Origin of the sequence: Mycobacterium heidelbergense (genome assembly GCF_010730745.1) — a bacterium.
Taxonomy (GTDB): Bacteria; Actinomycetota; Actinomycetes; order Mycobacteriales; family Mycobacteriaceae; genus Mycobacterium; species Mycobacterium heidelbergense.
Window position 1 is genome coordinate 3,296,656 of record NZ_AP022615.1, and the last position, 20,704, is coordinate 3,317,359.

Genomic DNA, 20,704 nt, shown 5'->3' on the forward strand with positions numbered 1-20,704 from the left:
CACACGGCAAGGGGATTGAAGGAACATTCATGGAACAGCTTTTCGATGACCTGGAAGACTTCGGCGCCTTCGACGACGCGGTCTCCGGCGACGTGCGTGACCCCTACACGGAACTGGCGCGGCTGCGCCGCGAGGAGCCGATCCAGCGCCTGGACACCTCGGGGATGCCCCATGAGGAGTCCAAGCCGGTGTTCATCGTGTACCGCCATGAGGAAGCCCAGCAGATGCTGCGCGACAACGAGACGTTCTCGTCGGCGGCCGTCATCGCGGCGTTCGGCCCGGTGCTGGGGGAACGCGTGATGCTCGGCATGGACGAGCCGGTGCACGGCCGGCTGCGGTCGCTGGTGTCAAAGGCGTTCTCGCAGAAGGCCTTGGCCCGTTGGGAGGACCAGCTGGTCGGGCCGGTGGGCAACAGTCTCATCGACAGGTTCGCGGCACACGGCAAGGCCGACCTGGTCAGGGAGTTCACCTTCGACTACCCGAGCCAGATCATCGCCGGGCTGCTGGGCCTGCCGCGGGAGGACTACCCGCAGTTTCAGCGCTGGTCCATCTCTCTGCTGAGCTGGATCCTAAATCCGGAACGCGGCCTGGCGGCCTCGGCCGCGCTGCGCGACTACTTCGCGCCGATCCTGCAGGCCCGCCGCGCCGAACCGCGGGACGATCTGATCAGCGGGCTGGCCCAGGCCGAAATCGACGGCGAGAAACTCGCGGACGAGGAGATCTACTCGTTTTTGCGCCTGCTGCTGCCCGCCGGGGTGGAGACGACGTACCGGGCGCTGGGCAGCCTGCTCTTCGCGCTGCTGTCGGACCCCGCGCAGTTGGACGCCATCCGTGCGGACCGCTCGCTGCTGCCGCAGGCCATCGAAGAGGGCGTGCGGTGGGAACCGCCCCTGCTGACCATCACCCGGGTCGCCACCCGCGACACCGAACTCGGCGGGGTGCCGATACCGGCCGGCTCGACGGTGATGCCGATGCTGGGAGCCGCCAACCGGCAGGAAGACCGCTACCCCAATCCGGACACGTTCGACATTTTCCGACAGCCGAGGGGACACCTCGGCTGGGGCCACGGCGTGCACGTCTGCCTCGGCATGCACCTGGCGCGGCTCGAGATGCGCACCGCCGTCAACCTCCTGCTCGACCGGCTGTCGAACCTTCGGCTGGACCCCGACGGCGACGACCCGCACATCCGCGGGCAGGTCTTCCGGTCGCCGACCTCGCTACCGGTGCTCTTCGACGCCCGGTGACACCGGAAGCTTGCCAATCGGCTCGTTTCCAGTAAGGCTCTCCGTAACCCCGCAACGACGCAGAAGAGAGTGACAGATATGGCTGACACTGTAAAGGTCCAGTTCGAGCCCAAGATGATGATCGACGGCAAGCTCGTCGATGGGCAGGCCGGCACCTTCACCAACATCAACCCGGCGACCGAGGAGCCGCTGGGAGAGGTCGCCGACGCGTCGAAGGAAGACATGCGGCGGGCCATCGACGCCGCCCGGCGGGCCTTCGACGAGACCGACTGGTCGACCGACCGCGAGCTGCGCAAGCGCTGCCTGTTGCAGCTCCACGACGCGATCGAAGCCGAGAAGGAGGAGCTGCGCGAGGAGCTCATCCTCGAGGTCGGCTCGCCGCGTGCCATCACGTTCGGACCCCAGCTGGATGCGCCCCTGCAAGACGGGTTGAAGTATCCCGCCAGGTTGATCGACGAATACGCCTGGGAGACCGACCTGGGCGACCAGGTGATCAGCCTCACCGGCACGCTGACCACCCGCAAGGTCTGGCGGGAACCGGTGGGCGTGGTCGGCGCGATCGTGCCCTGGAACTTCCCGTTCGAGGTCACCGTCAACAAGCTCGGCCAGGCGCTGGCGACCGGCAACTCCGTCGTGCTCAAGCCAGCGCCCAACACACCGTTCAACGCGACCCGCCTCGGCCGGCTGATCGCCGAACAGACCGATATTCCCGCTGGCGTCGTCAACGTCGTCACCGCCTCCGATCATTTTGTGGGCGAAGAGCTTACGCTGTCGCCGAAGGTCGACCTGATCTCCTTCACCGGCTCGACGGTGGTCGGCAAGCGGATCATGGAGAAGGGCGCCGCGACCATGAAGCGGCTCTTCCTCGAGCTGGGCGGCAAGTCGGCCACCATCGTGCTCGAGGACGCCGATTTCGGGATGGCCTGCGCGATCGGCATCGCGCCGTGCATGCACGCCGGGCAGGGCTGCGCGAATCCCACCCGGATGCTGTTGCCGCGGTCCCGCTACGACGAGGGCGTGGAGATCCTCAAGAGCATCTACGAGAACGTCACGTGCGGCGACCCGCAGGACCCCGGAACCCTGTGCGGCCCGGTGATTTCGGAGAAGCAGCGCGAACGCGTCATGGGCTACATCCGCAAGGGCGTCGACGAGGGCGCCACGGCGCTGGTCGGCGGCCCGGATGCGCCCACCAGCTTTGACAAGGGATTCTTCGTCAGGCCAACGCTTTTCACCGACGTCGACAACTCGATGACGATCGCCCAGGAGGAGATCTTCGGCCCGGTGCTGGCGGTCATCCCGTTCGACGACGAGGAGGACGCGATCCGGATCGCCAACGACAGCGTGTACGGCCTGGCGGGCAACGTGATGTCCGGGTCGCTGGAGCATTCGCTGGCCGTGGCCCGCCGGATCCGGGCCGGCTTCATGGGCGTCAACGGCGGCGCCCCCTATGGCGCCGACACACCGTTCGGCGGATACAAGTACAGCGGGGTGGGACGGCAGAACGGTGTGGCCGGCTTCGACCAGTACACCGAGATCAAATCTGTCGGATACCCCGCCGGCTGAGGGAGGGCCGGCGTGCCCTCCGCGAGCGTGCGTGTTTGCACACGACACGCCGCGGCCGACTGGCATTCTGTGCACGCTCGCGGGACAGGGGTGCCACTCGCGGGACAGGGGTGCACGCTAGCGGGACAGGGGTGCCGCCGCATGCACCACCCCGCCGGCCGCCCGCCCAACGCGTTGGTTGACAATCGACGTCAGGCCCTAGCGTCAAAGGAGATATCACCATGGCTGAAGCCGTCATCGTCGAGGCAGTCCGCTCACCGATCGGGAAGCGCAACGGCGGGCTGTCCGGGGTGCACCCGGCCGACCTGGCCGCGCAGGTCCTCAACGGGCTGGTCGACAAGGCCGGCATCGATCCCGGGATCGTCGACGACGTCATCTGGGGCTGCGTCATGCAGGCGGGCGAGCAGGCCCTCGACATCGGCCGGACCGCGCTGCTGACCGCGGGCTGGCCGGAGAGCGTCCCCGGCGTGACCGTCGACCGCCAGTGCGGGTCGAGCCAGCAGTCCATCCACTTCGCCGCGGCCGGCGTGGTGGCCGGGCATTACGACGTCGTCGTCGCCGGCGGTGTGGAGTCAATGTCGCGGACCCCCATGGGCTCGTCGCTGGCCAACGGCGGGCGGCCGTATCCCCAAGCCTTCCTGGACCGCTACGACGGCCGGATCCCCAACCAGGGCCTCGGGGCGGAGACGATCGCCGAGCAGTGGGGATTCGACCGCACCGCGCTCGACGAGTTCTCCCTGGCGTCGCACGAAAAGGCCGCGGCAGCACAGGATTCCGGCGCGTTCGACGACCAGATCGTCGGCATCAAGGATCAGGACGGCAATGTCGTGCTCAAGGACGAAGGCATCCGCCGCGGCACGCCGATGGAAAAGATGGCGTCGCTGAAGCCGGCGTTCAAGGAGGACGGCGTCATCCACGCGGGCAACTCCTCGCAGATCTCCGACGGTTCGGCCGCCCTGCTGTTCATGTCCGCCGAGAGGGCAAAGTCGCTGGGGATCAAGCCGATCGCCAGAGTGCACACCGCGACACTGGCCGGAGCCGACCCGGTGATCATGCTCACCGCGCCCATCCCGGCGACCCAGAAGGCGCTGAAGAAATCCGGGCTGAGCATCGACGACATCGGGGCGTACGAGGTCAACGAGGCGTTCGCGCCGGTCCCGCTGGCGTGGCTCAAAGACATTGGGGCCGACGAGAAGAAGCTCAACCCCAACGGCGGGGCTATCGCGCTCGGCCACCCGCTCGGCGGCTCGGGCGCGCGGTTGATGACCACGCTGCTCTACCACATGCGGGACAAGGGAATTCGCTACGGCCTGCAGACCATGTGCGAGGGCGGCGGCCAGGCCAACGCCACCATCGTGGAGCTGCTGTGACCGAAGGCCAGCCGGGAGCCCTGGCCGAGCGCCGCGGCAACGTCATGGTCATCACGATCAACCGGCCGGAGGCCCGCAACGCGGTCAACGGCGCGGTCAGCACCGCCGTCGGCGACGCGCTGGAGGAAGCCCAACACGATCCCGACGTGCGGGCCGTGGTGATCACCGGCGCCGGCGACAAATCGTTTTGCGCCGGAGCCGATCTCAAGGCGATCGCGCGCCGGGAGAACCTGTATCACCCCGACCACGGTGAGTGGGGCTTCGCCGGTTACGTGCACCACTTCATCGACAAGCCCACCATCGCGGCGGTCAACGGCATCGCGCTGGGCGGCGGCACCGAACTCGCGCTGGCCAGCGACCTGGTGGTCGCCGACGAGCGCGCCACGTTCGGGTTGCCGGAGGTCAAGCGCGGGCTGATCGCGGCCGCCGGCGGCGTCTTCCGGATCATGGACCAGCTGCCCCGCAAGGTGGCGATGGAGCTGCTGTTGACCGGCGAGCCGCTCACGGCATCCGACGCCCTCGAATGGGGCCTGATCAACCAGGTCGTCGCCCAGGGCTCGGTGCTGGACGCCGCGCTGGCGATGGCCGCGCGCGTGACCGTCAACGCGCCGCTGTCGGTGCAGGCCAGCAAGCGGATCGCCTACGGCGTCGATGACGGGGTCATCGTCGGCGACGAGCCGGGCTGGGAGCGCACCATGCGCGAGATGCGCGTCCTCATCAAGTCCGAAGACGCCAGGGAGGGGCCGTTGGCGTTCGCCGAGAAGCGGGAGCCGGTCTGGAAGGCGCGGTAACGCTAGCGCGCCAGGACGTTCACCCCGGTCCGGAACGCGGCGGGCAACATCGCGCACGCCGGCACGATGGCGCGGCGGGCCACGCGCGGCGTGCTGGCGAGCACCAGCGCGCGGGTGAGCAGCCGGTAGTCGCGCGTAACCCGGTGCCACGCAGCCTCATACGACGACGGCGCGTCGTTGGCGATGGCGTCGACGGCCGCGGCCGCCTGCCTGACCGCGAGGCTGATGCCCTCGCCGGTCAGGGCGTCCTCGTACCCCGCCGCGTCGCCCACCAGCAGCACCCGTCCCGCCACGCGGCGAGAGACCACCTGACGCAGCGGCCCGCAGCCGCGGGCCTGCCCGCGGCGTGCGCCCTCCAGGTGTCGGGCCAGCCGTGGGAACCAGGCGAGGTCGGGCCGCCCGCCGGACAGGATCGCGACCCCAACCAGGTCCGGTTCCACCGGCGTCACGTACGCCTCACCCCAGCGGGACCAGTACACCTCGACGAACTCCGACCACGCCGGCACCGTGAAGTGCCACCGCACGCCGTGGCGCCGCGGCGTCCCGGCCGTCGCCTTGATGCCGACGGCGCGCCGCACCGCCGAATGCAGCCCGTCGGCCGCCACCAACCACTTCGCGCGCACGCCCGCGGCCGTCACCCCGTGCGCGTCCTGCCGGACGTCGGTCACCCGCGCCCGGATCCATTCGGCGTCTTGCTCTTTCGCCCGCGCCGCCAGCGCGGCATGCAACGTGGTGCGTCGCACGCCCCTGCCCGGACCGGTGCGAAACCGCGCCTGCGCCCGACGGTGTTCGCTCACATAGGCGATGCCGTGAAAGGGCATGCCGGCCGGGTCCACGCCGAGCGACGCCAGCTCGGCGAGCCCGCCGGGCATCAGCCCCTCGCCGCACGCCTTGTCGATGGGGCCCTCGCGCGGCTCGGCCACGATCACCGAAAGCCCATGCCTGCGAGCGTGTAACGCCGTGGCGAGGCCCCCGGGCCCGCCGCCCACGACCAGCAGATCGGTGTCGTAGTCGGTCATGTGTAGCCCAAGGCCGAGTTCTCCACCCGCAGCCGCGCCCTCAGCACGAACGCATTGGCTAGCGTGAAAGCGACCGCGGTCAGCCACGCGGTGTGCACGAGCGGCAGCGCCAATCCTTCGGCCACCACAGCAACATAGTTCGGATGGTGCAGCCAGCGGTAGGGGCCCTCTCGCACCAACGGCGCGTCGGGCAACACGATCACCCGGGTGTTCCACCGTCGGCCCAGCGTCGTGATGCACCACCAGCGCAGCCCTTGGCTGAGCGCCACGACGGCCAGCATCGGCCAGCCGAGCCAGCCGATGAAGGGCCGGTGCAGCGCCCACGGTTCGACCAAGCAGCCGACGAGCAGCGCGGCGTGGATGACGACCATCACGGCGTAGTGCGGGCGGCCGAACTCCTTGGCGCCCTGGGCAAAAGACCATTCGGCGTTTCGCTTGGATACCACCAGCTCCAACAGGCGCTCGATGGCGACCGCCAGGATCAGCAGGTAATACATGGCTACAGTCTCTACCAGCTACCAGGCCAGCAGCACCAGCTCGGAGCAGAAGGCCGGGCCCATCGCGACCATCAGCCCCACCGAACCCGGTGTTGGCGGATCGGCCATGTTGGCCCGAAGCACATCCAGCACCGACACCGACGACAGGTTTCCGTTGTTGCGCAACGAGTTTCGGGTGTACTCAAGCGCGTCGCCGGGCAGATCCAACACCTGCTCGACCGCCTCGATCACCCGGGGCCCGCCGGGGTGGCAAACCCAGGTCGAAACGTCTTGCGGGGCCAGTCCGTGGTCGGCGAGGAATCTGCGGACGTCTTCGCCCAGGTACTTCTCGGTGATGGTGGCGACGTCGACCGACAGGACGATCCGAAAGCCGTCGCCGCCGATCTTCCAGCCCATGACTTCTTCGGTGTCCGGATAGATCCGGCTCCGGGTCGCCAGCACCCGTGGGCCTTTGGCGGGGTGGTCGGCGCCCTTGGCGATGACGGCCGCGGCGCCGTCACCGAAAAGGCTGGTGGCGACCAGGTTTGCCACCGAGTTGTCGTTGCGCTGAATGGTCAGCGAGCACAGTTCGACGGCCAGCAGCGCCGCGACCTGGTCGGGAAAGGCCCGCAGGTAGTCGTGCATGCGGGCCACCCCGGCCGCGCCGGCCACACAGCCCAGCCCGAACAACGGGATGCGTTTGACGTCCTGGCGCAGCCCGACCCGTGCCGCCAGCCGCGCCTCCAGCGTCGGCACGGCGAGCCCGGTGACCGTCGTCGAAAACACGATGTCGACCTCCGACGGCTTGACCTTTGCCTGGTCCAGCGCGGCGAGCAGCGCCTGCTCGGCCAGGTCGAGGGCGACCTCGACGTAGGCGTCGTTGGCCTCGGTGAAGCCGCTCAGCGTGCCGTATTCCGACAGCGGCAGCGCGGTATTGCGGAACTCGACCCCGCTGCTGAGAGCGAACCGCCGAAACTCCGGCCCGGCGAAGTCGGTCAGCGCCGCGACGGCTTCGTCCTGGGTGTATCGGTTTGGCGGGAATGTCACGGCAATGCCCGCGACGGACGGATTAGTTGATGGTGCTTTCGTGCTCACGCACGTGGAGCTGCCCCCGATGATCTCCTCCATACCCGGGTCACGATGCCGCCGACCCGCCGGTTCAAACGCGCATCGTCGGCGGGCTAGTGTCGGGGTATGCGGGTCCTCGTCACCGGCGCCACCGGTTATGTGGGATCGCGGCTGGTTACGACGCTGCTGGAAAACCAGCACCAGGTGGTCGCCGCGACCCGAAACCCGAAGCGTCTCAAGCGCTTAGGCTGGTTCGACGACGTCACGCCGGTCACCCTCGACGCCTCCGATCCCGGCTCGGTGCGGGCAGCGATGGACGCCGCGGGACCGGTCGACGTGGTCTATTACCTGGTGCACGCGATCGGCCAGCGCGGCTTTCGCGACGCCGACAGGGCCGCGGCCGCGAACGTGGCCGCGGCGGCCAGGGACGCCGGCGTGCGACGCATCGTGTACCTGGGCGGTTTCGTGCCCGCCGACGAGGCGCTGTCCGAGCACCTGGCCAGCCGCGCCGAGGTGGCCGACGCCTTGACGGTCGAGGGCGGCCCGGAGCTGGTCTGGCTGGGCGCGGCGATGATCATCGGCGCCGGGTCGACGTCGTTCGAGATGATGCGCTACGTGGGGGATCGGTTCCCGCTCATGCCGATACCGAACTGGATGGACAACCCGATCGACCCCATCTCCATCCGCGACGTGCTGCACTATCTCGTCGCCGCCGCCGACGCGGCACAGGTTCCCGCGGGCGCCTACGACATCTGCGGCCCCGACACCGCGTCCTATCGGGAGCTGCTGCGAACGTATGCGCGCATATCCGGCAGGTGGCATGCGACCCTGCCGGTCGGCAGGGTCGACACCACGGTCGCGTCGCTGATCACCGGGGTCGCGCTGCCCGTGCCGCCGCGACTGGCGGGAGACCTGGTGGAGTCGTTGGACCATCCGATGGTGGCCTCCGCCACCGGCCTGCGAGATCGGGTGCCCGACCCGCCCGGCGGGCTGCTCGCCGTCGACGAGGCCATCGCCCTGGCCCTGGCCGATCGGTCGAAACAGCCCCTGCCCGTCAACGCCCTGGCCGACCCCCACCATCTCGCCGACACCGATCCCGCGTGGGCCGGCGGGGACGCGCTGCGCATCCGGCGGCTCACCCGGGCCGTGACGCCACCCCTCGCGCGCCCCACCCTACGGCTGGTCAACGTCGTCCCCGGACCGCTCGCCGGAGCGCTTCGAACCGCCCTGGACATCCTGATCACCCTCACTCCGAAAGTGCATCCCGCATGAGCCAGCCCGCCACCCCCTACCGCGCCGGTGTGCTTTTCGAGCTGCGCCGTGCGATCACCAATATCGCTGTGCCGCATAATGAACCGCCCGGCGTCGTGCGGCGCCGACGCGTCGTCGTCGTGATCACGCTGGCGATCGGCGCTGCGGTGCTGGGGTTTTCGCTAAGGCGTACGCCGGGCGAGTCGAGCTTCTACTGGCTGACGCTGGCGCTGGCGGCCGTGTGGATCGCCGGTGCGTTCCTCTCGGGGCCGCTGCACCTGGGCGGCATCTGCTGGCGCGGCCGCAACCAGCGCCCGGTCATCACGGGGACGACGGTCGGGCTGCTGCTGGGTGGCGTCTTCGTGCTGGGCGGGCTGATCGCCAGGGACATCCCGGCCGTCTCGGGGTTGATCGCCCGGGTGCTGCAATTCGCCCATCAGGGATCGCTTTTGCCGATCGTGCTGATCATCATGGTCAACGCCATCGGCGAGGAGATGTTCTTCCGCGGCGCGCTCTATACGGCGCTGGGACGTCTTGCGCCCGTGGCGATTTCGACCGTCGTGTACACCTGCGCGACCATGGCCAGCGGGAACTTGATGCTCGGGTTCGCCGCGATCATCCTGGGGACGGTGTGCGCGCTGGAACGCCGGGCGAGCGGCGGAATTCTGGCGCCCATGCTGACCCATCTGGTTTGGGGCCTGGTGATGGTGCTCGCTTTGCCGCCGGTGTTCGGGCTTTGACGGCACGTTTTTGAGGTGGCCCGGGCACGCTGCGGGTTGCGCGCCCGGCCTGTGCGCGGTGGGCGACGGCCGCGCGTCAATCCCCATGTGTCACATCGGTCACTCGCCGGCCGGCATACAACGATGTGCCCGCCTCACAGCGACAGCCCAACGCTTTTTGTCGCTGTGATGCGGGCAGCGAAGTATGTGCCCCCGAAGCCGAGACGCACGTGACACATGTGACCACCACGACGTGTCCGCGGCGACACCGTCGCGGTTAACTCTATCTGAATGAGGCTGCACGCCAGCCCATTTCGCCCCGATCTGGCGATGCCCAAGGCCCCGCACCACCGAGCCGGCCAGCACCGTCACCGATTCCGGCGTCCGCCCACCTTAGGCGACCGGGGTGCGCGGCCGTCCCGAGCGGCTGCGAAGATGCGAACGGTACGGGCGTCAGAGCGGACGAAAGGTCGGTGCATCGTGGCTGGACCACTGAAGGGGCTGCGCGTTGTCGAGTTGGCCGGCATCGGGCCCGGCCCGCATGCCGCGATGATCCTGGGGGACCTGGGAGCCGACGTGGTGCGCATCGACCGGCCATCAACCGGTCCCGGCGGCGCCGCCAAGGACGCCATGATGCGCAACCGGCGCATCGTGACGGCCGATCTCAAGTCCGACGAGGGCCGCGAACGTGTGCTCAAGCTCATCGCCAAGGCCGACGTGTTGATCGAGGGCTACCGCCCCGGCGTCACCGAACGGCTCGGCCTCGGCCCCGAGCAGTGCGCCGAGGTCAACGACCGGCTGGTCTACGCCCGGATGACGGGCTGGGGCCAAACCGGCCCGCGCAGCCAGCAAGCGGGCCACGACATCAACTACATCTCGCTGAACGGGATCCTGCACGCCATCGGCCGGGCGAACGAGCGGCCGGTGCCGCCGCTGAACCTGGTCGGTGACTTCGGCGGCGGCTCGATGTTCCTGCTGCTCGGCATCCTGGCCGCGCTGTGGGAGCGGCAGAGCTCCGGCAAGGGTCAGGTCGTCGACGCCGCGATGGTCGACGGATCGAGCGTGCTGATCCAGATGATGTGGCAGATGCGCGCCTCCGGCATGTGGACCGACGTGCGGGGCACCAACATGCTCGACGGCGGCGCCCCCTACTACGACACCTACGAGTGCGCCGACGGCCGCTACGTCGCCGTCGGCGCCATCGAGCCACAGTTCTACGCCGCCATGCTGACCGGGCTGGGCCTGGACGGCGCCGACCTACCCGGACAAAACGACGTCAGCCGCTGGCCCGAACTGCGGGCCGTGCTGACCGAAAAGTTCGCCAGCCGCGACCGTGACCACTGGGCCAAGGTGTTCGCCGACTCCGACGCCTGCGTGACGCCGGTGCTGGCGTTCGGCGAGGTGCACACCGAGCCGCACATCACCGAGCGCAACACCTTCTACGAGGTGAACGGGGGCCTGCAGCCCCGGCCGGCCCCGCGGTTCTCCCGCACCGCCCCGGATACGCCCCGCCCGGCGGTGCCGGCGGCCGACATCGAAGCGATACTCAGGGACTGGGTATAGTCCCCAACCAACTGGTTGGCCGGACAACGGGAAGGATTCGCATGGAGATCAAAGACGCCGTGGCCGTCGTCACCGGGGGAGCGTCGGGCCTCGGTCTGGCCACCACCAGGCGGCTGCTCGACGCCGGGGCGCAGGTGGTGGTCCTGGACCTGCGGAGCGAAGACGCGGTGCGCGAGCTCGGCGACCGCGCGCGCTTCGCGCAGGCCGACGTCACCGACGAGGCCGCCGTCGCCAGGGCGCTGGACACCGCGGAGTCGATGGGCCCGCTGCGCATCGTGGTCAACTGCGCCGGCACCGGCAACGCCATCCGGGTGCTGGGCCGCGACGGCGTCTTCCCGCTCGACGCGTTCCGCAAGATCGTCGAGATCAACCTGGTCGGCACGTTCAACGTGCTGCGCCTGGCCGCCGAGCGGATCGCCAAGACCGAGCCCGTCGGGCCGCAGGGAGAAGAGCGCGGCGTCATCGTCAACACCGCCTCGGTGGCCGCCTTCGACGGCCAGATCGGTCAGGCCGCCTACTCGGCGTCCAAGGGCGGCGTGGTCGGCATGACGTTGCCGATCGCCCGCGACCTGGCCGACAAGGCCATTCGGGTGGTCACGATCGCGCCCGGCCTGTTCGACACGCCGCTGCTGGCGTCCCTGCCCGAGGAGGCCAGGGCGTCGCTGGGCAAGCAGGTGCCGCACCCTTCGCGGCTGGGCAACCCGGACGAGTACGGGGCGCTTGCGGTGCACATCATCGAAAACCCGATGCTCAACGGGGAGGTCATCCGCCTGGACGGCGCCATCCGGATGGCGCCCCGCTGAGCGCTTGGACGGGACGAAACGAAAGCCCCCCGCGAATCGCGGGGGGCTTTCGGCTTCAAAACGACATAAAAACTATCGGCGAAACCATCGACTGACGGCGGGTTCGGCCATGAGAAGCCGCGCAAGCACGCTCATGGCGGTCAGCTTGCCGTCTGCAGCGGGTGCCAGTCTTCCAGCTGCTCCGAGGTCTCGCCTTCCACCAGCATGTCGCCGTGGTAGAGGGCGTCAAAGTCAGCCTTGATGACGTCTGCACTCGAGTCGTCGATCCACATGCCCATGAGCCTATGGGTCACCTCTAAGGAATCTTTGAGTCACGATTCGGAAAATGGTGGCAATTTACTGGCGGGTAGGTTCGCCGGGCGCCGAGGCCCGATGGCTCGTCCTGCCGCGCGAGTTTGGCCATGTTGAACCATCCGGCGGTCCGGTTCCGTATCTTGAGAAGGGTTGTTTGACGCCTGTCATTTAGCGTTGGTAAGTTACCGCGGATAGGCAGCGGGCCAGCTGAGCTGGTGCCGGCGGTGGGAGGGACCGGAACATGCTGCAAGCGATCGCCCGGCTGGCCATCGCGGCCCCGCGACGAATCATCGGGGCCGCGGTCTTGGTCTTCATCGCCGCCGCGATCTTCGGCATTCCCGTCGCCAAGAGCCTGGCCCCCGGGGGCTTCCAAGACCCGAACTCGGAGTCGGCCCGCGCGATTCACGTTCTGACCGACAAGTTCGGGCAGAGCGGCCAGCAAATGCTGATCGTGATCACATCGCCCGACGGCATCAATGGTCAACGGGCGCGCACCGTGGCCACCGACCTCGTCGGCGACCTGCAGCGGTCGCCGTTGATCTACAACGTGACGTCGGCGTGGACCGCGCCTTCCTCCGCCGCACCATCCGAGCTGGTCAGCACCGACGGCAAGTCGGGGTTGATCGTGATCAACCTCAGGGGCGGCGAGAACTACGCGCAGAAGAACGCCCAAACCCTGGCGGACCAATTCGTCCACGACCGCGACGGCGTCACCGTCCGCGCCGGCGGCCCGGCGATGCAGTACGCCCAGATCAACAAGCAGAACCAGGAAGACCTCGTGGTCATGGAGATGATCGCGCTCCCGCTGAGCTTCGTGGTGCTGATCTGGGTGTTCGGCGGGCTGCTCGCGGCGGCGCTGCCGATGGCCCTCGGCGCGCTGGCCGTCGTCGGCTCGATGACGGTGCTGCGGCTCGTCACGTTCACCACCGAGGTGTCGATCTTCGCGCTCAACCTGAGCACCGCGCTGAGCCTGGCCTTGGCCATCGACTACACGCTGCTGATCGTCAGCCGCTACCGCGACGAGCTGGCCGAGGGCAGGGACCGGGACGAGGCGCTGATCCGGACGATGGCCACCTCCGGTCGCACCGTGCTGTTCTCCGCGGTCACCGTGGCGCTGTCGATGTCGGCGACGATGGCTTTCCCGATGTATTTCCTGAAGTCGTTCGCCTACGCCGGCGTGGCGACGGTGGCCTTCGTCGCGACCGCGTCCATCGTGGTCACCCCGGCCGCCATCGCGCTGCTGGGTCCCCGGCTGGATGCGCTGGACGTGCGCAAGTTGATGCGCCGGATCCTGGGCCGCCCGGATCCCGTGCACAAGCCGCCCGAGGAATTGTTCTGGTACCGGTCGAGCAAGTACGTGATGCGCCGCTGGGCGCCGATCGGTCTGGCCGTGATGGCGCTGCTGCTGTTGCTCGGGCTTCCCTTCTTCTCGGTGAAGTGGGGTTTCCCGGACGACCGGGTGCTGCCGCATTCGGCGTCGTCGCATCAGGTCGGTGACCTGTTGCGCAACGGGTTTGCGCACGACTCCGCGACGGCGGTGCCCATCGCCGTCCCCGACGCCCGCGGCCTGAGCCCGGCGGACCTCGACAAATACGCCGCCGACTTATCGCGGGTTCCCGAAGTGTCGGGCGTCTCGGCCCCGGGTGGGACGTTCGTGGGCGGAAACCTCGTGGGACCACCGACGGCGGCCACCGGGTTGGCCGACGGCAGCGCGTTCCTGACCGTGAGCAGCGCGGCGCCGCTGTTCACACAGGCCAACGACACACAGCTCACGCGGCTGCACCAGGTGCCCGGCCCGGCCGGCCGGGCCGTCGAGATGGCCGGCGTCGCGCAGGTCAACCGCGACAGTGTCGACGCGGTGACGGATCGACTTCCGCTGGTGCTGGGGCTGATGGCCGCCATCACGTTCGTGCTGCTGTTCCTGCTCACCGGCAGCGTGCTGCTACCGGCAAAGGCGTTGATGTGCAACGTCCTTTCGCTGAGCGCGGCGTTCGGCGCGCTGGTGTGGATCTTCCAGGACGGTCACCTCGGCGCGCTGGGAACCACCCCGAGCGGGACACTGGTCGCCAACATGCCGGTCCTGTTGTTCTGCATCGCGTTTGGGCTTTCGATGGATTACGAGGTGTTCCTGATCTCCCGGATCCGCGAGTACTGGCTGGCTTCCGGGGCCGCTCGACCGGCACACCCGAGCGCCGCCGAGGCGCACGCCGCCAACGACGAGAGCGTGGCGCTGGGCGTGGCCCGTACCGGACGGGTGATCACCGCCGCCGCGTTGGTGATGTCGATGTCGTTCGCCGCGCTGATCGCCGCGCACGTTTCGTTCATGCGGATGTTCGGCCTGGGCCTGACGCTCGCGGTGTTCGCGGACGCGACCCTGGTGCGCATGGTGCTGGTTCCGGCGTTCATGCACGTGATGGGCCGCTGGAACTGGTGGGCGCCAAAGCCTTTGGCGTTGCTGCATGACCGGTTCGGCATCAGCGAGGCGCCGGCCGAAGGGGCGGGACGCGTCGAGCCGGCCTCGGAGGCCGACTCAGAACCGGTGCGGCACAACGGGCGTGAGATCACGGAGTCGGTGACCAAAATTGGCTAACGTGTCGATCCGTTCGGTGGCACAACGCGTCGGCATCACGCCGTCGTCGGAAGTCGGCCATCCGTTCTTCGCGCGCGTCTGGCCCGTCGTTGTCACCCATGAAACCGCGGCGGTGCGGGCCCTTCGCCGGGAGAACCTGGCCGGCCTGTCGGGCCGGGTGCTGGAAGTCGGCGCGGGTGTCGGGACGAACTTCGCGAACTACCCGGCGGCGGTCGACCAGGTGGTCGCGGTGGAACCCGAGCCGCGGTTTGCGGCCCAGGCCCGCGCCGCGGCCGCCGCGGCCCCCGTTCCCGTTGTCGTAATGGGGGATACCGCGGAGGGGTTCAGCGACGGGGAGCCGTTCGACGCGGTGGTGTGCTCGCTGGTGTTGTGCTCGGTGCGCGACCCGGCCGGCGTGCTGCGCCGCCTGCATTCCCTCCTGCGGCCCGGCGGGCAGCTGCGGTATCTCGAGCACGTGGCCAGCGCCGGCGCGCGGGGCCGCTTGCAGCGGTTCGCCGACGCGACGCTGTGGCCGAGGCTGTTCGGTAACTGCCACACCCATCGCGACACCGAGCGCTCGATTGTCGACGCCGGGTTCGAGGTGGACACGTCGCGGCGGGAGTGGACGCTGCCGTTCTGGGCGCCGCTGCCGGTGTCGGAGTTGGCGCTGGGCCGGGCGCGCAGACCCTGAATCCCTCGCGGAATCCCTCACGGAATCCCTCACGCCGAGTCTGCGCTCAGCGCGCCCGTTGGCGTGCCGAGCGCGATCTGTGCGCAGGCTCGGCGCCCCCATTTCAGTTTCGATGCAGGCTCGATGCCCGAAACTCCCGCGCATCGCGAACCCGACGAATGATGTCGGCGGGACGATCCGTTGCGACCACTCGGACGATGAGCCAGCCCAGCCTCTCCAATGCCTCTCTGCGACGGATGTCCTTTCTGTACTGCCAGGGGTCGAGGCGATGATGCTCGCCGTCATACTCGGCGGCGACCATCAAGTCCTCCCACCCCATGTCGAGGTAGTACTGGGTGCCGTCGGCAGTCATTACCGGGATCTGGGTCCTCGGCCGTGGCAATCCCGCGTGGATCAGTAGGAGCCGCAGCCACGTCTCTTTCGGCGACTGCGAACCGGCGTCCGCCAAGTCCAGCGCCGTTTCCAGTTGTTTGAGCCCACGCGCGCCGCGGTGTCGGTCCGCTATTTCGGCGACCTGATCGACCTTTACTCCGGTTGCGCGCATGAGGGCGTCCAGGTGGGCGATTGCGGTTCCCATCGGCTTCCGGCGCGCGATGTCGAATGCGGTGCGCGGCGGCGTCGTTACCGGTACGCCCGTTACAGTGCGGAATTCGGCTGGGCGAAGCCTGAAATCGTAGGTTCGCACGCCGCGTGGCGGCCGCGCGTTGGACCAGATCAACTCGACGGGCAGGTGTTCGTCCACCCACTTCGAACCATGCCACGCGGCCGCAGTCAACCCCGCCAGCACGCCTTCGCGGTGCGACCACAGCCAGGCGGCCACTGCGCGGTCGCGCAACGTCAGCCCGAGATCGCGTCGCACATAGACGTCGGGGAACACCGGCCGGAAGCGGGACCGCAGCTGATGCTTGCGCAGCGTCCCGGCCTTCAGCACCTCGCTGCCGATAAAGGGTTTATTGCTTGTCATGGCTGCACGCTCGCCGGCCTCGCCGACGGCGGGACATCGAAACTGCGCTCAGCGCGCCGCTTTGTGGACGAACCGCGATCTGTGCGCAGGCTCGATGCAGGCGCGGCTTACCCCAGCAGGGCGGGCAGCCGCTGCAGCAGCTCGGGCAGCGCGCGGCTCGCGCTCTCGCGGATGCTGATCGTGGCGCTGGGAGTGAGCGGCGTGGGCTCGGGGTTGACCTCGACGACGACGGCGCCGCGGGACAGCGCCAGCTCGGGCAGTCCGGCCGCCGGGTAGACGATCGCCGAGGTCCCCACCACCACCATCACGTCAGCGTCCCGCGTCGCCGCGACCGCGCGCTCCCACGGCTCATCTGGCAGCGGCTCGCCGAACCACACGATGTCGGGTCTGATCAGGCCGCCGCAGCGACAGACCGGAGGCTCTACCTCCAGGGCCGGTTCGGTCATTTCGGGCAGCGCGCCGGTGTAGGGCATAGCGCAACGCTCGCAACGGAATTCGAAAAGGCTGCCGTGCAGGTGGTGCACCGGATTGCTGCCGGCCCGCTCGTGCAGGTCGTCGACGTTCTGGGTGACGACGACGACCTCGGCGTGGTCCTGCCAGGCCGCGATGGCGCGGTGCCCGTCGTTCGGTTCGACGTTGGCCACCAAATAATGGCGCCACAGGTACCAGCCCCAGACCCGCTCGGGGTTGTTGCGCCACCCTTGCGTGCTGGACAGCTCGTAGGGATCGAAGCGGGCCCACAACCCGTTCTTGTCGTCGCGGAACGTCGGAACGCCGCTCTCGGCGGAGATCCCCGCGCCGCTGAGCACCGTCACCCGCATCCCACCAACATAGCCGCGCTTGCGTGATACTGGGTGCGTGGAGCTGCGGGATTGGCTACGGGTCGACGTGAAGGCGGGCAAACCGCTGTTCGACCAGCTCAGGACCCAGGTCATCGACGGGGTCCGGAGCGGCGCGCTGCCGCCCGGCAGCCGGCTCCCGACGGTGCGCGACCTGGCCGGTCAGCTCGGCGTCGCGGCCAACACCGTGGCCCGGGCCTATCGCGAGCTGGAGTCGGCGGCGATCGTCGAAACACGCGGGCGCTTCGGCACTTTCATCTCCCGCTTCGATCCGACCGACGCCGCGATGGCGGCCGCCGCCAAAGAATACGTCGACGTGGCACGCGCGTTGGGGCTGACGAAATCCGACGCGATGCGCTACCTGACCAACGTGCCCGACGATTGACGCCACCCGAAACCGGTTGGCGCGCTAGGCGATAACTTTGGCCAGTGTGCGCAGGTTGCGTGTCGTGGTCGAGGACTTGTAGCGCGGCTTGCCCATCGTCTTGCCGATCGTGCTGTCCAGCGTGGCGCCCTTGGGCACCTGCCAATAGACGACGCCCTCGCCGCGGCCGATCTTCTCGTCCGGCCCGGCGCCCTCGCCCAGGGCGGCAAGCTCGTCGAGCACGCCGGCGTCGGACACGAAGGTGACGTAGGACTGATACCCGTCGACCTCGCGCTCGAAAGGGTAGGCGTCGACGACGGCGCGTACGGTGTCGATGTCGTACACCAGCACCCAGGCGTCATAGCCGAACCTCTCGCGCAGCGTCGCTTCGGCCTTCTTGCGCACCGCGGCCACCCCGGCCGACGACTCCAGTCGCACGTTGCCGCTGGCCAGGATGGTGCGCACGTCGGTGAATCCGGCGCCGGTCAACGCGGCCGCCACCTCGGCCATTTTGAGGTTGACGCCGCCGACGTTGACGCCACGCAGGAACGCCGCGTACTTGGTCATGGTCCGATTCCACCAGGCCGGTTGGGGGCGACGCGACCCGACGTAGGCTTTCGTCATGGGACGCCAAGTCTTCGACGACAAGCTACTGGCCGTGATCAGCGGGAACTCCCTCGGGGTGCTGGCCACCATCAAGCGCGACGGGCGGCCCCAGCTGTCGAAAGTGAGTTATCACTTCGACCCGCGCGAGCTGGTGGTGCGGGTATCGATCACCGAGCCGCGGGCCAAGACCCGCAACCTGCGCCGCGACCCACGGGCTTCACTCCTGGTCGACGCCGACGACGGATGGTCGTATGCCGTCGCGGAGGGCGCCGCGGAACTGACGCCCCCGGCCGCCGCGCCCGACGACGACACCGTCGAGGCGCTGATCGCCTTGTACCGCAACATCGCCGGTGAGCATCCGGACTGGGACGAGTACCGACAGGCGATGGTCACCGACCGGCGGGTGCTGCTGACCCTGCGGATCTCACACGTTTACGGCATGCCGCCGGGTAAGCGCTAAAACCGCGGGGCACGCTAGGCTGCCGGAATGGCCGAATCGAAGTCCCAGCCCGAGGACGAGAACAAGCGCAAGTTCCGGGAAGCCCTCGACCGCAAGAAGGCCAAGTCGGCGGGCGGATCCGATCACAAAGACAGCGGTGACAGGCACTCGCGGGCCCACGGCCCCTTGGAGAGCCGTCGGGAGTTCCGCCGCAAGAGCGGTTAGCCGTTGGCCGTAGTCGGCCGCTGGGCCTTGGCGAGCCCGAAAAATACTGCCGGAACCGCGAATTCGAGTGCCGTGAGCACGTCCTGAAACCAGTGCGGCCGACCCTTTTGGGCCACCGAGATCACGCGCCCGACGCCGCCGGCAAGCATGATGCCCGCCAGTAGCCGCACGTCACCGGCGCGGACGGGGGATTTGCGGGCCGCCTGCATCCAAGCGATGCCGTACCCGGCAAAAATGGCCGAGTAGAACCGCTCGCGCGAGTCGACCGTCGCGTTGGCATCTGTCGCGCCCGGAACCGAGGCCGTCCCTAAGGCGAAGTGATAGCCGCCGATCGCGATCGACGACACCCCGGTGACCGCGGCCAGGTACTTGAGGTATCCGGCGCGTGAGCCGTCAGCCATATCCGCATGCTCCTCCCCGGGCCCGCGCCGCGACCGGCCCACCATGAACGCTAAGTAGATTATTGTCAACTTAGCGCGAAAGTTGTTGATTATCAAGTAAAATTCGCGGATGACCAGCCAACGTCGACTCGCACCGCACCGGCGCCGCGAACACGTTGTGGACGCGGCGGAACGGATCTTCGCGGAACGGCCGTACGAGGACGTCACGATGGACGCCGTCGCCGAGGAGGCCGGCATTTCGCGTGCGCTGCTGTACAGGTACTTTCCGGGCAAGCTCGCGTTGTTCGCTTCCGTGTATCGGCGTGCGGCCGACCGGCTGCTCGACGGCGTACGCTTCGACCCCGGCGCCCCGCTTCAAGCCCAGATCGCCGCCGGGCTCGACGCCCACCTCGACTACTTCCTGGTCAACCGCAACACCGTGCTGGCCGCCAACCAGACTCTGGCCTCCGAGCCGGTTGTGCAGGGCATCATCAATGCGGAGCTTGAGGCGCTGCGTGACCGAATCACCGAGACCGTTTCTTCGGATCACCGTGCTCGCCAACGGCTTTCCGCCGTCGTGATCAGTTGGTTGGCGTTTGTCCGGGTGCTGTGCGTGCAGTGGCTCGCCGACGACAGTTTCACGCGCGACGAACTCCGGGGGATCTGCGTCGACGCCCTCAACGCGGTGCTTCCGGTGCGGATCTAGACTGTGCGGGTGCCGAGACTGCAGCTTGCCCAGGATCCGGCCGCCGACGCGCTGCTGGACGAGAACACGTTCGCGTTGCTGGTCGGCATGTTGCTTGACCAGCAGGTGCCGATCGAGACTGCCTTCGCGGGACCGAAGAAGATCGCGGACCGGATGGGTGGCTTCGACGCCGCCGAGATCGCCGACCACGACCCGGACAAATTCGCCGCGCTCTGCTCGGAAAGGCCCGCGATACACCGCTTTCCGGGATCGATGGCCAAGCGGATCCAGGCCCTTGCGCAGATCATCGTGGACCGCTACGACGGCGACCCGGCCGGGCTGTGGACGGCCGGCGAACCCGACGGGGCGGAGCTGCTGCGGCGACTCAAGGGGCTACCCGGGTTCGGTGAGCAGAAGGCAAAGATCTTCCTGGCCTTGCTCGGCAAGCAGTACGGCGTGACGCCGGCGGGCTGGCGCGCGGCGGCCGGGGAGTTCGGCAAACCCGGCACGCACATGTCTGTCGCCGATATCGTGGACGCCCGTTCGCTTGGACAGGTGCGATCACACAAGAAGCAGATGAAGGCAGCAGCGAAGGAAAGGGCGGCAACGTGAAAACACACATAACGTGTCCCTGCGGCGAAGCCATCGTCGGCAAGGATGAGGACGAGCTGGTCGAACTGACCCAGGCCCATCTGGCCAGCGTCCATCCGGGCCTGGACTACGACCGCGACGCAATCCTGTTCATGGCCTACTAGCCGAGCAGCCCCTTCGCTCGCGACGG

At 68.5% G+C, this 20,704-nt stretch carries 24 protein-coding genes; 16 read left to right on the forward strand and 8 right to left on the reverse strand.

The features are described 5' to 3' along the window. Positions 1-29: 29 nt before the first annotated feature. From G6N25_RS15600 to G6N25_RS15615, 4 genes are all read left to right on the forward strand, one after another. A complete protein-coding gene (locus G6N25_RS15600) occupies positions 30-1,244 on the forward strand; it encodes a cytochrome P450 (RefSeq protein ID WP_083073316.1) in 1,215 nt (404 codons plus the stop codon). Between the two features lie 78 nt (positions 1,245-1,322). Further along, positions 1,323-2,807, forward strand: coding sequence for an aldehyde dehydrogenase family protein (locus tag G6N25_RS15605; RefSeq protein ID WP_083073317.1), 1,485 nt, complete (start codon positions 1,323-1,325; stop codon positions 2,805-2,807). A 221-nt stretch (positions 2,808-3,028) separates the two neighbouring features. Next, positions 3,029-4,177, forward strand: a complete 1,149-nt coding sequence (locus tag G6N25_RS15610) for a thiolase family protein (protein WP_083073318.1) — start codon at positions 3,029-3,031, stop codon at positions 4,175-4,177. Beyond that, entirely contained in the window at positions 4,174-4,968 is a 795-nt protein-coding gene (locus G6N25_RS15615; protein ID WP_083073319.1) for a crotonase/enoyl-CoA hydratase family protein, read from the forward strand. Before G6N25_RS15610 ends, G6N25_RS15615 begins: the two co-directional genes overlap by 4 nt. Before the next feature lie 2 nt (positions 4,969-4,970). Here the strand turns inward: G6N25_RS15615 and G6N25_RS15620 are convergent, their stop codons facing one another. From G6N25_RS15620 to G6N25_RS15630, 3 genes are read right to left on the reverse strand one after another with little or no spacing between them, the layout of a single operon-like run. Next, positions 4,971-5,987, reverse strand: a complete 1,017-nt coding sequence (locus G6N25_RS15620) for an NAD(P)/FAD-dependent oxidoreductase (protein ID WP_083073320.1) — start codon at positions 5,985-5,987, stop codon at positions 4,971-4,973. Next, on the reverse strand, positions 5,984-6,484 hold the full coding sequence (locus tag G6N25_RS15625; protein WP_083073321.1) for an isoprenylcysteine carboxyl methyltransferase family protein: 501 nt from the start codon (positions 6,482-6,484) through the stop codon (positions 5,984-5,986). The genes G6N25_RS15620 and G6N25_RS15625 overlap by 4 nt, the downstream gene beginning before the upstream one ends. Positions 6,485-6,502: 18 nt before the next feature. Further along, on the reverse strand, positions 6,503-7,591 hold the full coding sequence (locus G6N25_RS15630; RefSeq protein ID WP_083073322.1) for a type III polyketide synthase: 1,089 nt from the start codon (positions 7,589-7,591) through the stop codon (positions 6,503-6,505). A 66-nt stretch (positions 7,592-7,657) separates the two neighbouring features. Here G6N25_RS15630 and G6N25_RS15635 point away from each other — a divergent pair, with 66 nt between their 5' ends. From G6N25_RS15635 to G6N25_RS15650, 4 genes are all read left to right on the forward strand, one after another. Beyond that, positions 7,658-8,803 (forward strand): NAD(P)H-binding protein, encoded by a 1,146-nt coding sequence (locus G6N25_RS15635; protein ID WP_083073323.1) that lies wholly within the window; start codon positions 7,658-7,660, stop codon positions 8,801-8,803. Further along, entirely contained in the window at positions 8,800-9,522 is a 723-nt protein-coding gene (locus tag G6N25_RS15640; RefSeq protein WP_083073324.1) for a CPBP family intramembrane glutamic endopeptidase, read from the forward strand. The genes G6N25_RS15635 and G6N25_RS15640 overlap by 4 nt, the downstream gene beginning before the upstream one ends. A 459-nt stretch (positions 9,523-9,981) precedes the next feature. Further along, the gene (locus G6N25_RS15645) at positions 9,982-11,064 is read left to right on the forward strand and encodes a CaiB/BaiF CoA transferase family protein (protein ID WP_083073325.1); all 1,083 of its coding nucleotides are present in this window, start codon (positions 9,982-9,984) and stop codon (positions 11,062-11,064) included. Positions 11,065-11,105: 41 nt separating this feature from the next. Further along, positions 11,106-11,867, forward strand: coding sequence for a 3-hydroxyacyl-CoA dehydrogenase (locus G6N25_RS15650; RefSeq protein ID WP_083073326.1), 762 nt, complete (start codon positions 11,106-11,108; stop codon positions 11,865-11,867). A 140-nt stretch (positions 11,868-12,007) separates the two neighbouring features. Here the strand turns inward: G6N25_RS15650 and G6N25_RS24210 are convergent, their stop codons facing one another. After that, the gene (locus G6N25_RS24210; protein WP_255361745.1) at positions 12,008-12,139 is read right to left on the reverse strand and encodes a hypothetical protein; all 132 of its coding nucleotides are present in this window, start codon (positions 12,137-12,139) and stop codon (positions 12,008-12,010) included. 263 nt (positions 12,140-12,402) lie between these two features. Here G6N25_RS24210 and G6N25_RS15655 point away from each other — a divergent pair, with 263 nt between their 5' ends. Further along, complete coding sequence (locus G6N25_RS15655) at positions 12,403-14,751, forward strand: MMPL family transporter (RefSeq protein ID WP_083073327.1); 2,349 nt, start codon at positions 12,403-12,405, stop codon at positions 14,749-14,751. 34 nt (positions 14,752-14,785) lie between these two features. Further along, positions 14,786-15,421: a class I SAM-dependent methyltransferase gene (locus tag G6N25_RS15660; protein WP_083073412.1), complete on the forward strand. Its 636-nt coding sequence runs from the start codon at positions 14,786-14,788 to the stop codon at positions 15,419-15,421. A 103-nt stretch (positions 15,422-15,524) separates the two neighbouring features. Here G6N25_RS15660 and G6N25_RS15665 read toward each other — a convergent pair whose 3' ends face one another. Then, on the reverse strand, positions 15,525-16,385 hold the full coding sequence (locus tag G6N25_RS15665; protein WP_083073328.1) for a hypothetical protein: 861 nt from the start codon (positions 16,383-16,385) through the stop codon (positions 15,525-15,527). 107 nt (positions 16,386-16,492) lie between these two features. After that, positions 16,493-17,206 (reverse strand): NAD-dependent deacylase, encoded by a 714-nt coding sequence (locus G6N25_RS15670; RefSeq protein WP_083073329.1) that lies wholly within the window; start codon positions 17,204-17,206, stop codon positions 16,493-16,495. Between the two features lie 37 nt (positions 17,207-17,243). On the opposite strand from G6N25_RS15670, the gene G6N25_RS15675 reads away from it, so the two are divergent. Further along, positions 17,244-17,609, forward strand: a complete 366-nt coding sequence (locus G6N25_RS15675; RefSeq protein ID WP_071510355.1) for a GntR family transcriptional regulator — start codon at positions 17,244-17,246, stop codon at positions 17,607-17,609. Between the two features lie 24 nt (positions 17,610-17,633). Here G6N25_RS15675 and G6N25_RS15680 read toward each other — a convergent pair whose 3' ends face one another. Continuing rightward, positions 17,634-18,155, reverse strand: coding sequence for a DUF1697 domain-containing protein (locus tag G6N25_RS15680; RefSeq protein WP_083073330.1), 522 nt, complete (start codon positions 18,153-18,155; stop codon positions 17,634-17,636). 55 nt (positions 18,156-18,210) lie between these two features. On the opposite strand from G6N25_RS15680, the gene G6N25_RS15685 reads away from it, so the two are divergent. Further along, entirely contained in the window at positions 18,211-18,654 is a 444-nt protein-coding gene (locus tag G6N25_RS15685; protein WP_083073331.1) for a PPOX class F420-dependent oxidoreductase, read from the forward strand. A gap of 27 nt (positions 18,655-18,681) precedes the next feature. After that, entirely contained in the window at positions 18,682-18,858 is a 177-nt protein-coding gene (locus tag G6N25_RS15690; protein ID WP_142272551.1) for a DUF5302 domain-containing protein, read from the forward strand. Here G6N25_RS15690 and G6N25_RS15695 read toward each other — a convergent pair. Beyond that, positions 18,855-19,259, reverse strand: a complete 405-nt coding sequence (locus tag G6N25_RS15695) for a DUF4345 domain-containing protein (RefSeq protein ID WP_083073413.1) — start codon at positions 19,257-19,259, stop codon at positions 18,855-18,857. The genes G6N25_RS15690 and G6N25_RS15695 overlap by 4 nt on opposite strands. 109 nt (positions 19,260-19,368) lie before the next feature. On the opposite strand from G6N25_RS15695, the gene G6N25_RS15700 reads away from it, so the two are divergent. The 3 genes from G6N25_RS15700 to G6N25_RS15710 are packed head-to-tail and all read left to right on the forward strand — an operon-like array spanning position 19,369 to position 20,678. Next, entirely contained in the window at positions 19,369-19,944 is a 576-nt protein-coding gene (locus G6N25_RS15700; RefSeq protein ID WP_083073332.1) for a TetR/AcrR family transcriptional regulator, read from the forward strand. Between the two features lie 9 nt (positions 19,945-19,953). Further along, entirely contained in the window at positions 19,954-20,535 is a 582-nt protein-coding gene (locus tag G6N25_RS15705) for an HhH-GPD-type base excision DNA repair protein (protein ID WP_083073333.1), read from the forward strand. After that, a complete protein-coding gene (locus tag G6N25_RS15710; RefSeq protein WP_063892814.1) occupies positions 20,532-20,678 on the forward strand; it encodes a hypothetical protein in 147 nt (48 codons plus the stop codon). Before G6N25_RS15705 ends, G6N25_RS15710 begins: the two co-directional genes overlap by 4 nt. Positions 20,679-20,704 lie beyond the last annotated feature (26 nt).

Excerpts from the sequence above, each read along its gene's own strand:
- G6N25_RS15700 (WP_083073332.1), top strand. The coding sequence starts at position 19,369 with ATGACCAGCCAACGTCGACTCGCACCGCACCGGCGCCGCGAACACGTT.
- G6N25_RS15695 (WP_083073413.1), bottom strand. The coding sequence starts at position 19,259 with ATGGCTGACGGCTCACGCGCCGGATACCTCAAGTACCTGGCCGCGGTC.
- G6N25_RS15610 (WP_083073318.1), top strand. The coding sequence starts at position 3,029 with ATGGCTGAAGCCGTCATCGTCGAGGCAGTCCGCTCACCGATCGGGAAG.
- G6N25_RS15635 (WP_083073323.1), top strand. The coding sequence starts at position 7,658 with ATGCGGGTCCTCGTCACCGGCGCCACCGGTTATGTGGGATCGCGGCTG.
- G6N25_RS15650 (WP_083073326.1), top strand. The coding sequence starts at position 11,106 with ATGGAGATCAAAGACGCCGTGGCCGTCGTCACCGGGGGAGCGTCGGGC.
- G6N25_RS15670 (WP_083073329.1), bottom strand. The coding sequence starts at position 17,206 with ATGCGGGTGACGGTGCTCAGCGGCGCGGGGATCTCCGCCGAGAGCGGC.
- G6N25_RS15665 (WP_083073328.1), bottom strand. The coding sequence starts at position 16,385 with ATGACAAGCAATAAACCCTTTATCGGCAGCGAGGTGCTGAAGGCCGGG.
- G6N25_RS15690 (WP_142272551.1), top strand. The coding sequence starts at position 18,682 with ATGGCCGAATCGAAGTCCCAGCCCGAGGACGAGAACAAGCGCAAGTTC.
- G6N25_RS15685 (WP_083073331.1), top strand. The coding sequence starts at position 18,211 with ATGGGACGCCAAGTCTTCGACGACAAGCTACTGGCCGTGATCAGCGGG.
- G6N25_RS15600 (WP_083073316.1), top strand. The coding sequence starts at position 30 with ATGGAACAGCTTTTCGATGACCTGGAAGACTTCGGCGCCTTCGACGAC.
- G6N25_RS15655 (WP_083073327.1), top strand. The coding sequence starts at position 12,403 with ATGCTGCAAGCGATCGCCCGGCTGGCCATCGCGGCCCCGCGACGAATC.
- G6N25_RS15625 (WP_083073321.1), bottom strand. The coding sequence starts at position 6,484 with ATGTATTACCTGCTGATCCTGGCGGTCGCCATCGAGCGCCTGTTGGAG.
- G6N25_RS15630 (WP_083073322.1), bottom strand. The coding sequence starts at position 7,591 with ATGGAGGAGATCATCGGGGGCAGCTCCACGTGCGTGAGCACGAAAGCA.
- G6N25_RS15620 (WP_083073320.1), bottom strand. The coding sequence starts at position 5,987 with ATGACCGACTACGACACCGATCTGCTGGTCGTGGGCGGCGGGCCCGGG.
- G6N25_RS15680 (WP_083073330.1), bottom strand. The coding sequence starts at position 18,155 with ATGACCAAGTACGCGGCGTTCCTGCGTGGCGTCAACGTCGGCGGCGTC.
- G6N25_RS15605 (WP_083073317.1), top strand. The coding sequence starts at position 1,323 with ATGGCTGACACTGTAAAGGTCCAGTTCGAGCCCAAGATGATGATCGAC.
- G6N25_RS24210 (WP_255361745.1), bottom strand. The coding sequence starts at position 12,139 with ATGTGGATCGACGACTCGAGTGCAGACGTCATCAAGGCTGACTTTGAC.
- G6N25_RS15640 (WP_083073324.1), top strand. The coding sequence starts at position 8,800 with ATGAGCCAGCCCGCCACCCCCTACCGCGCCGGTGTGCTTTTCGAGCTG.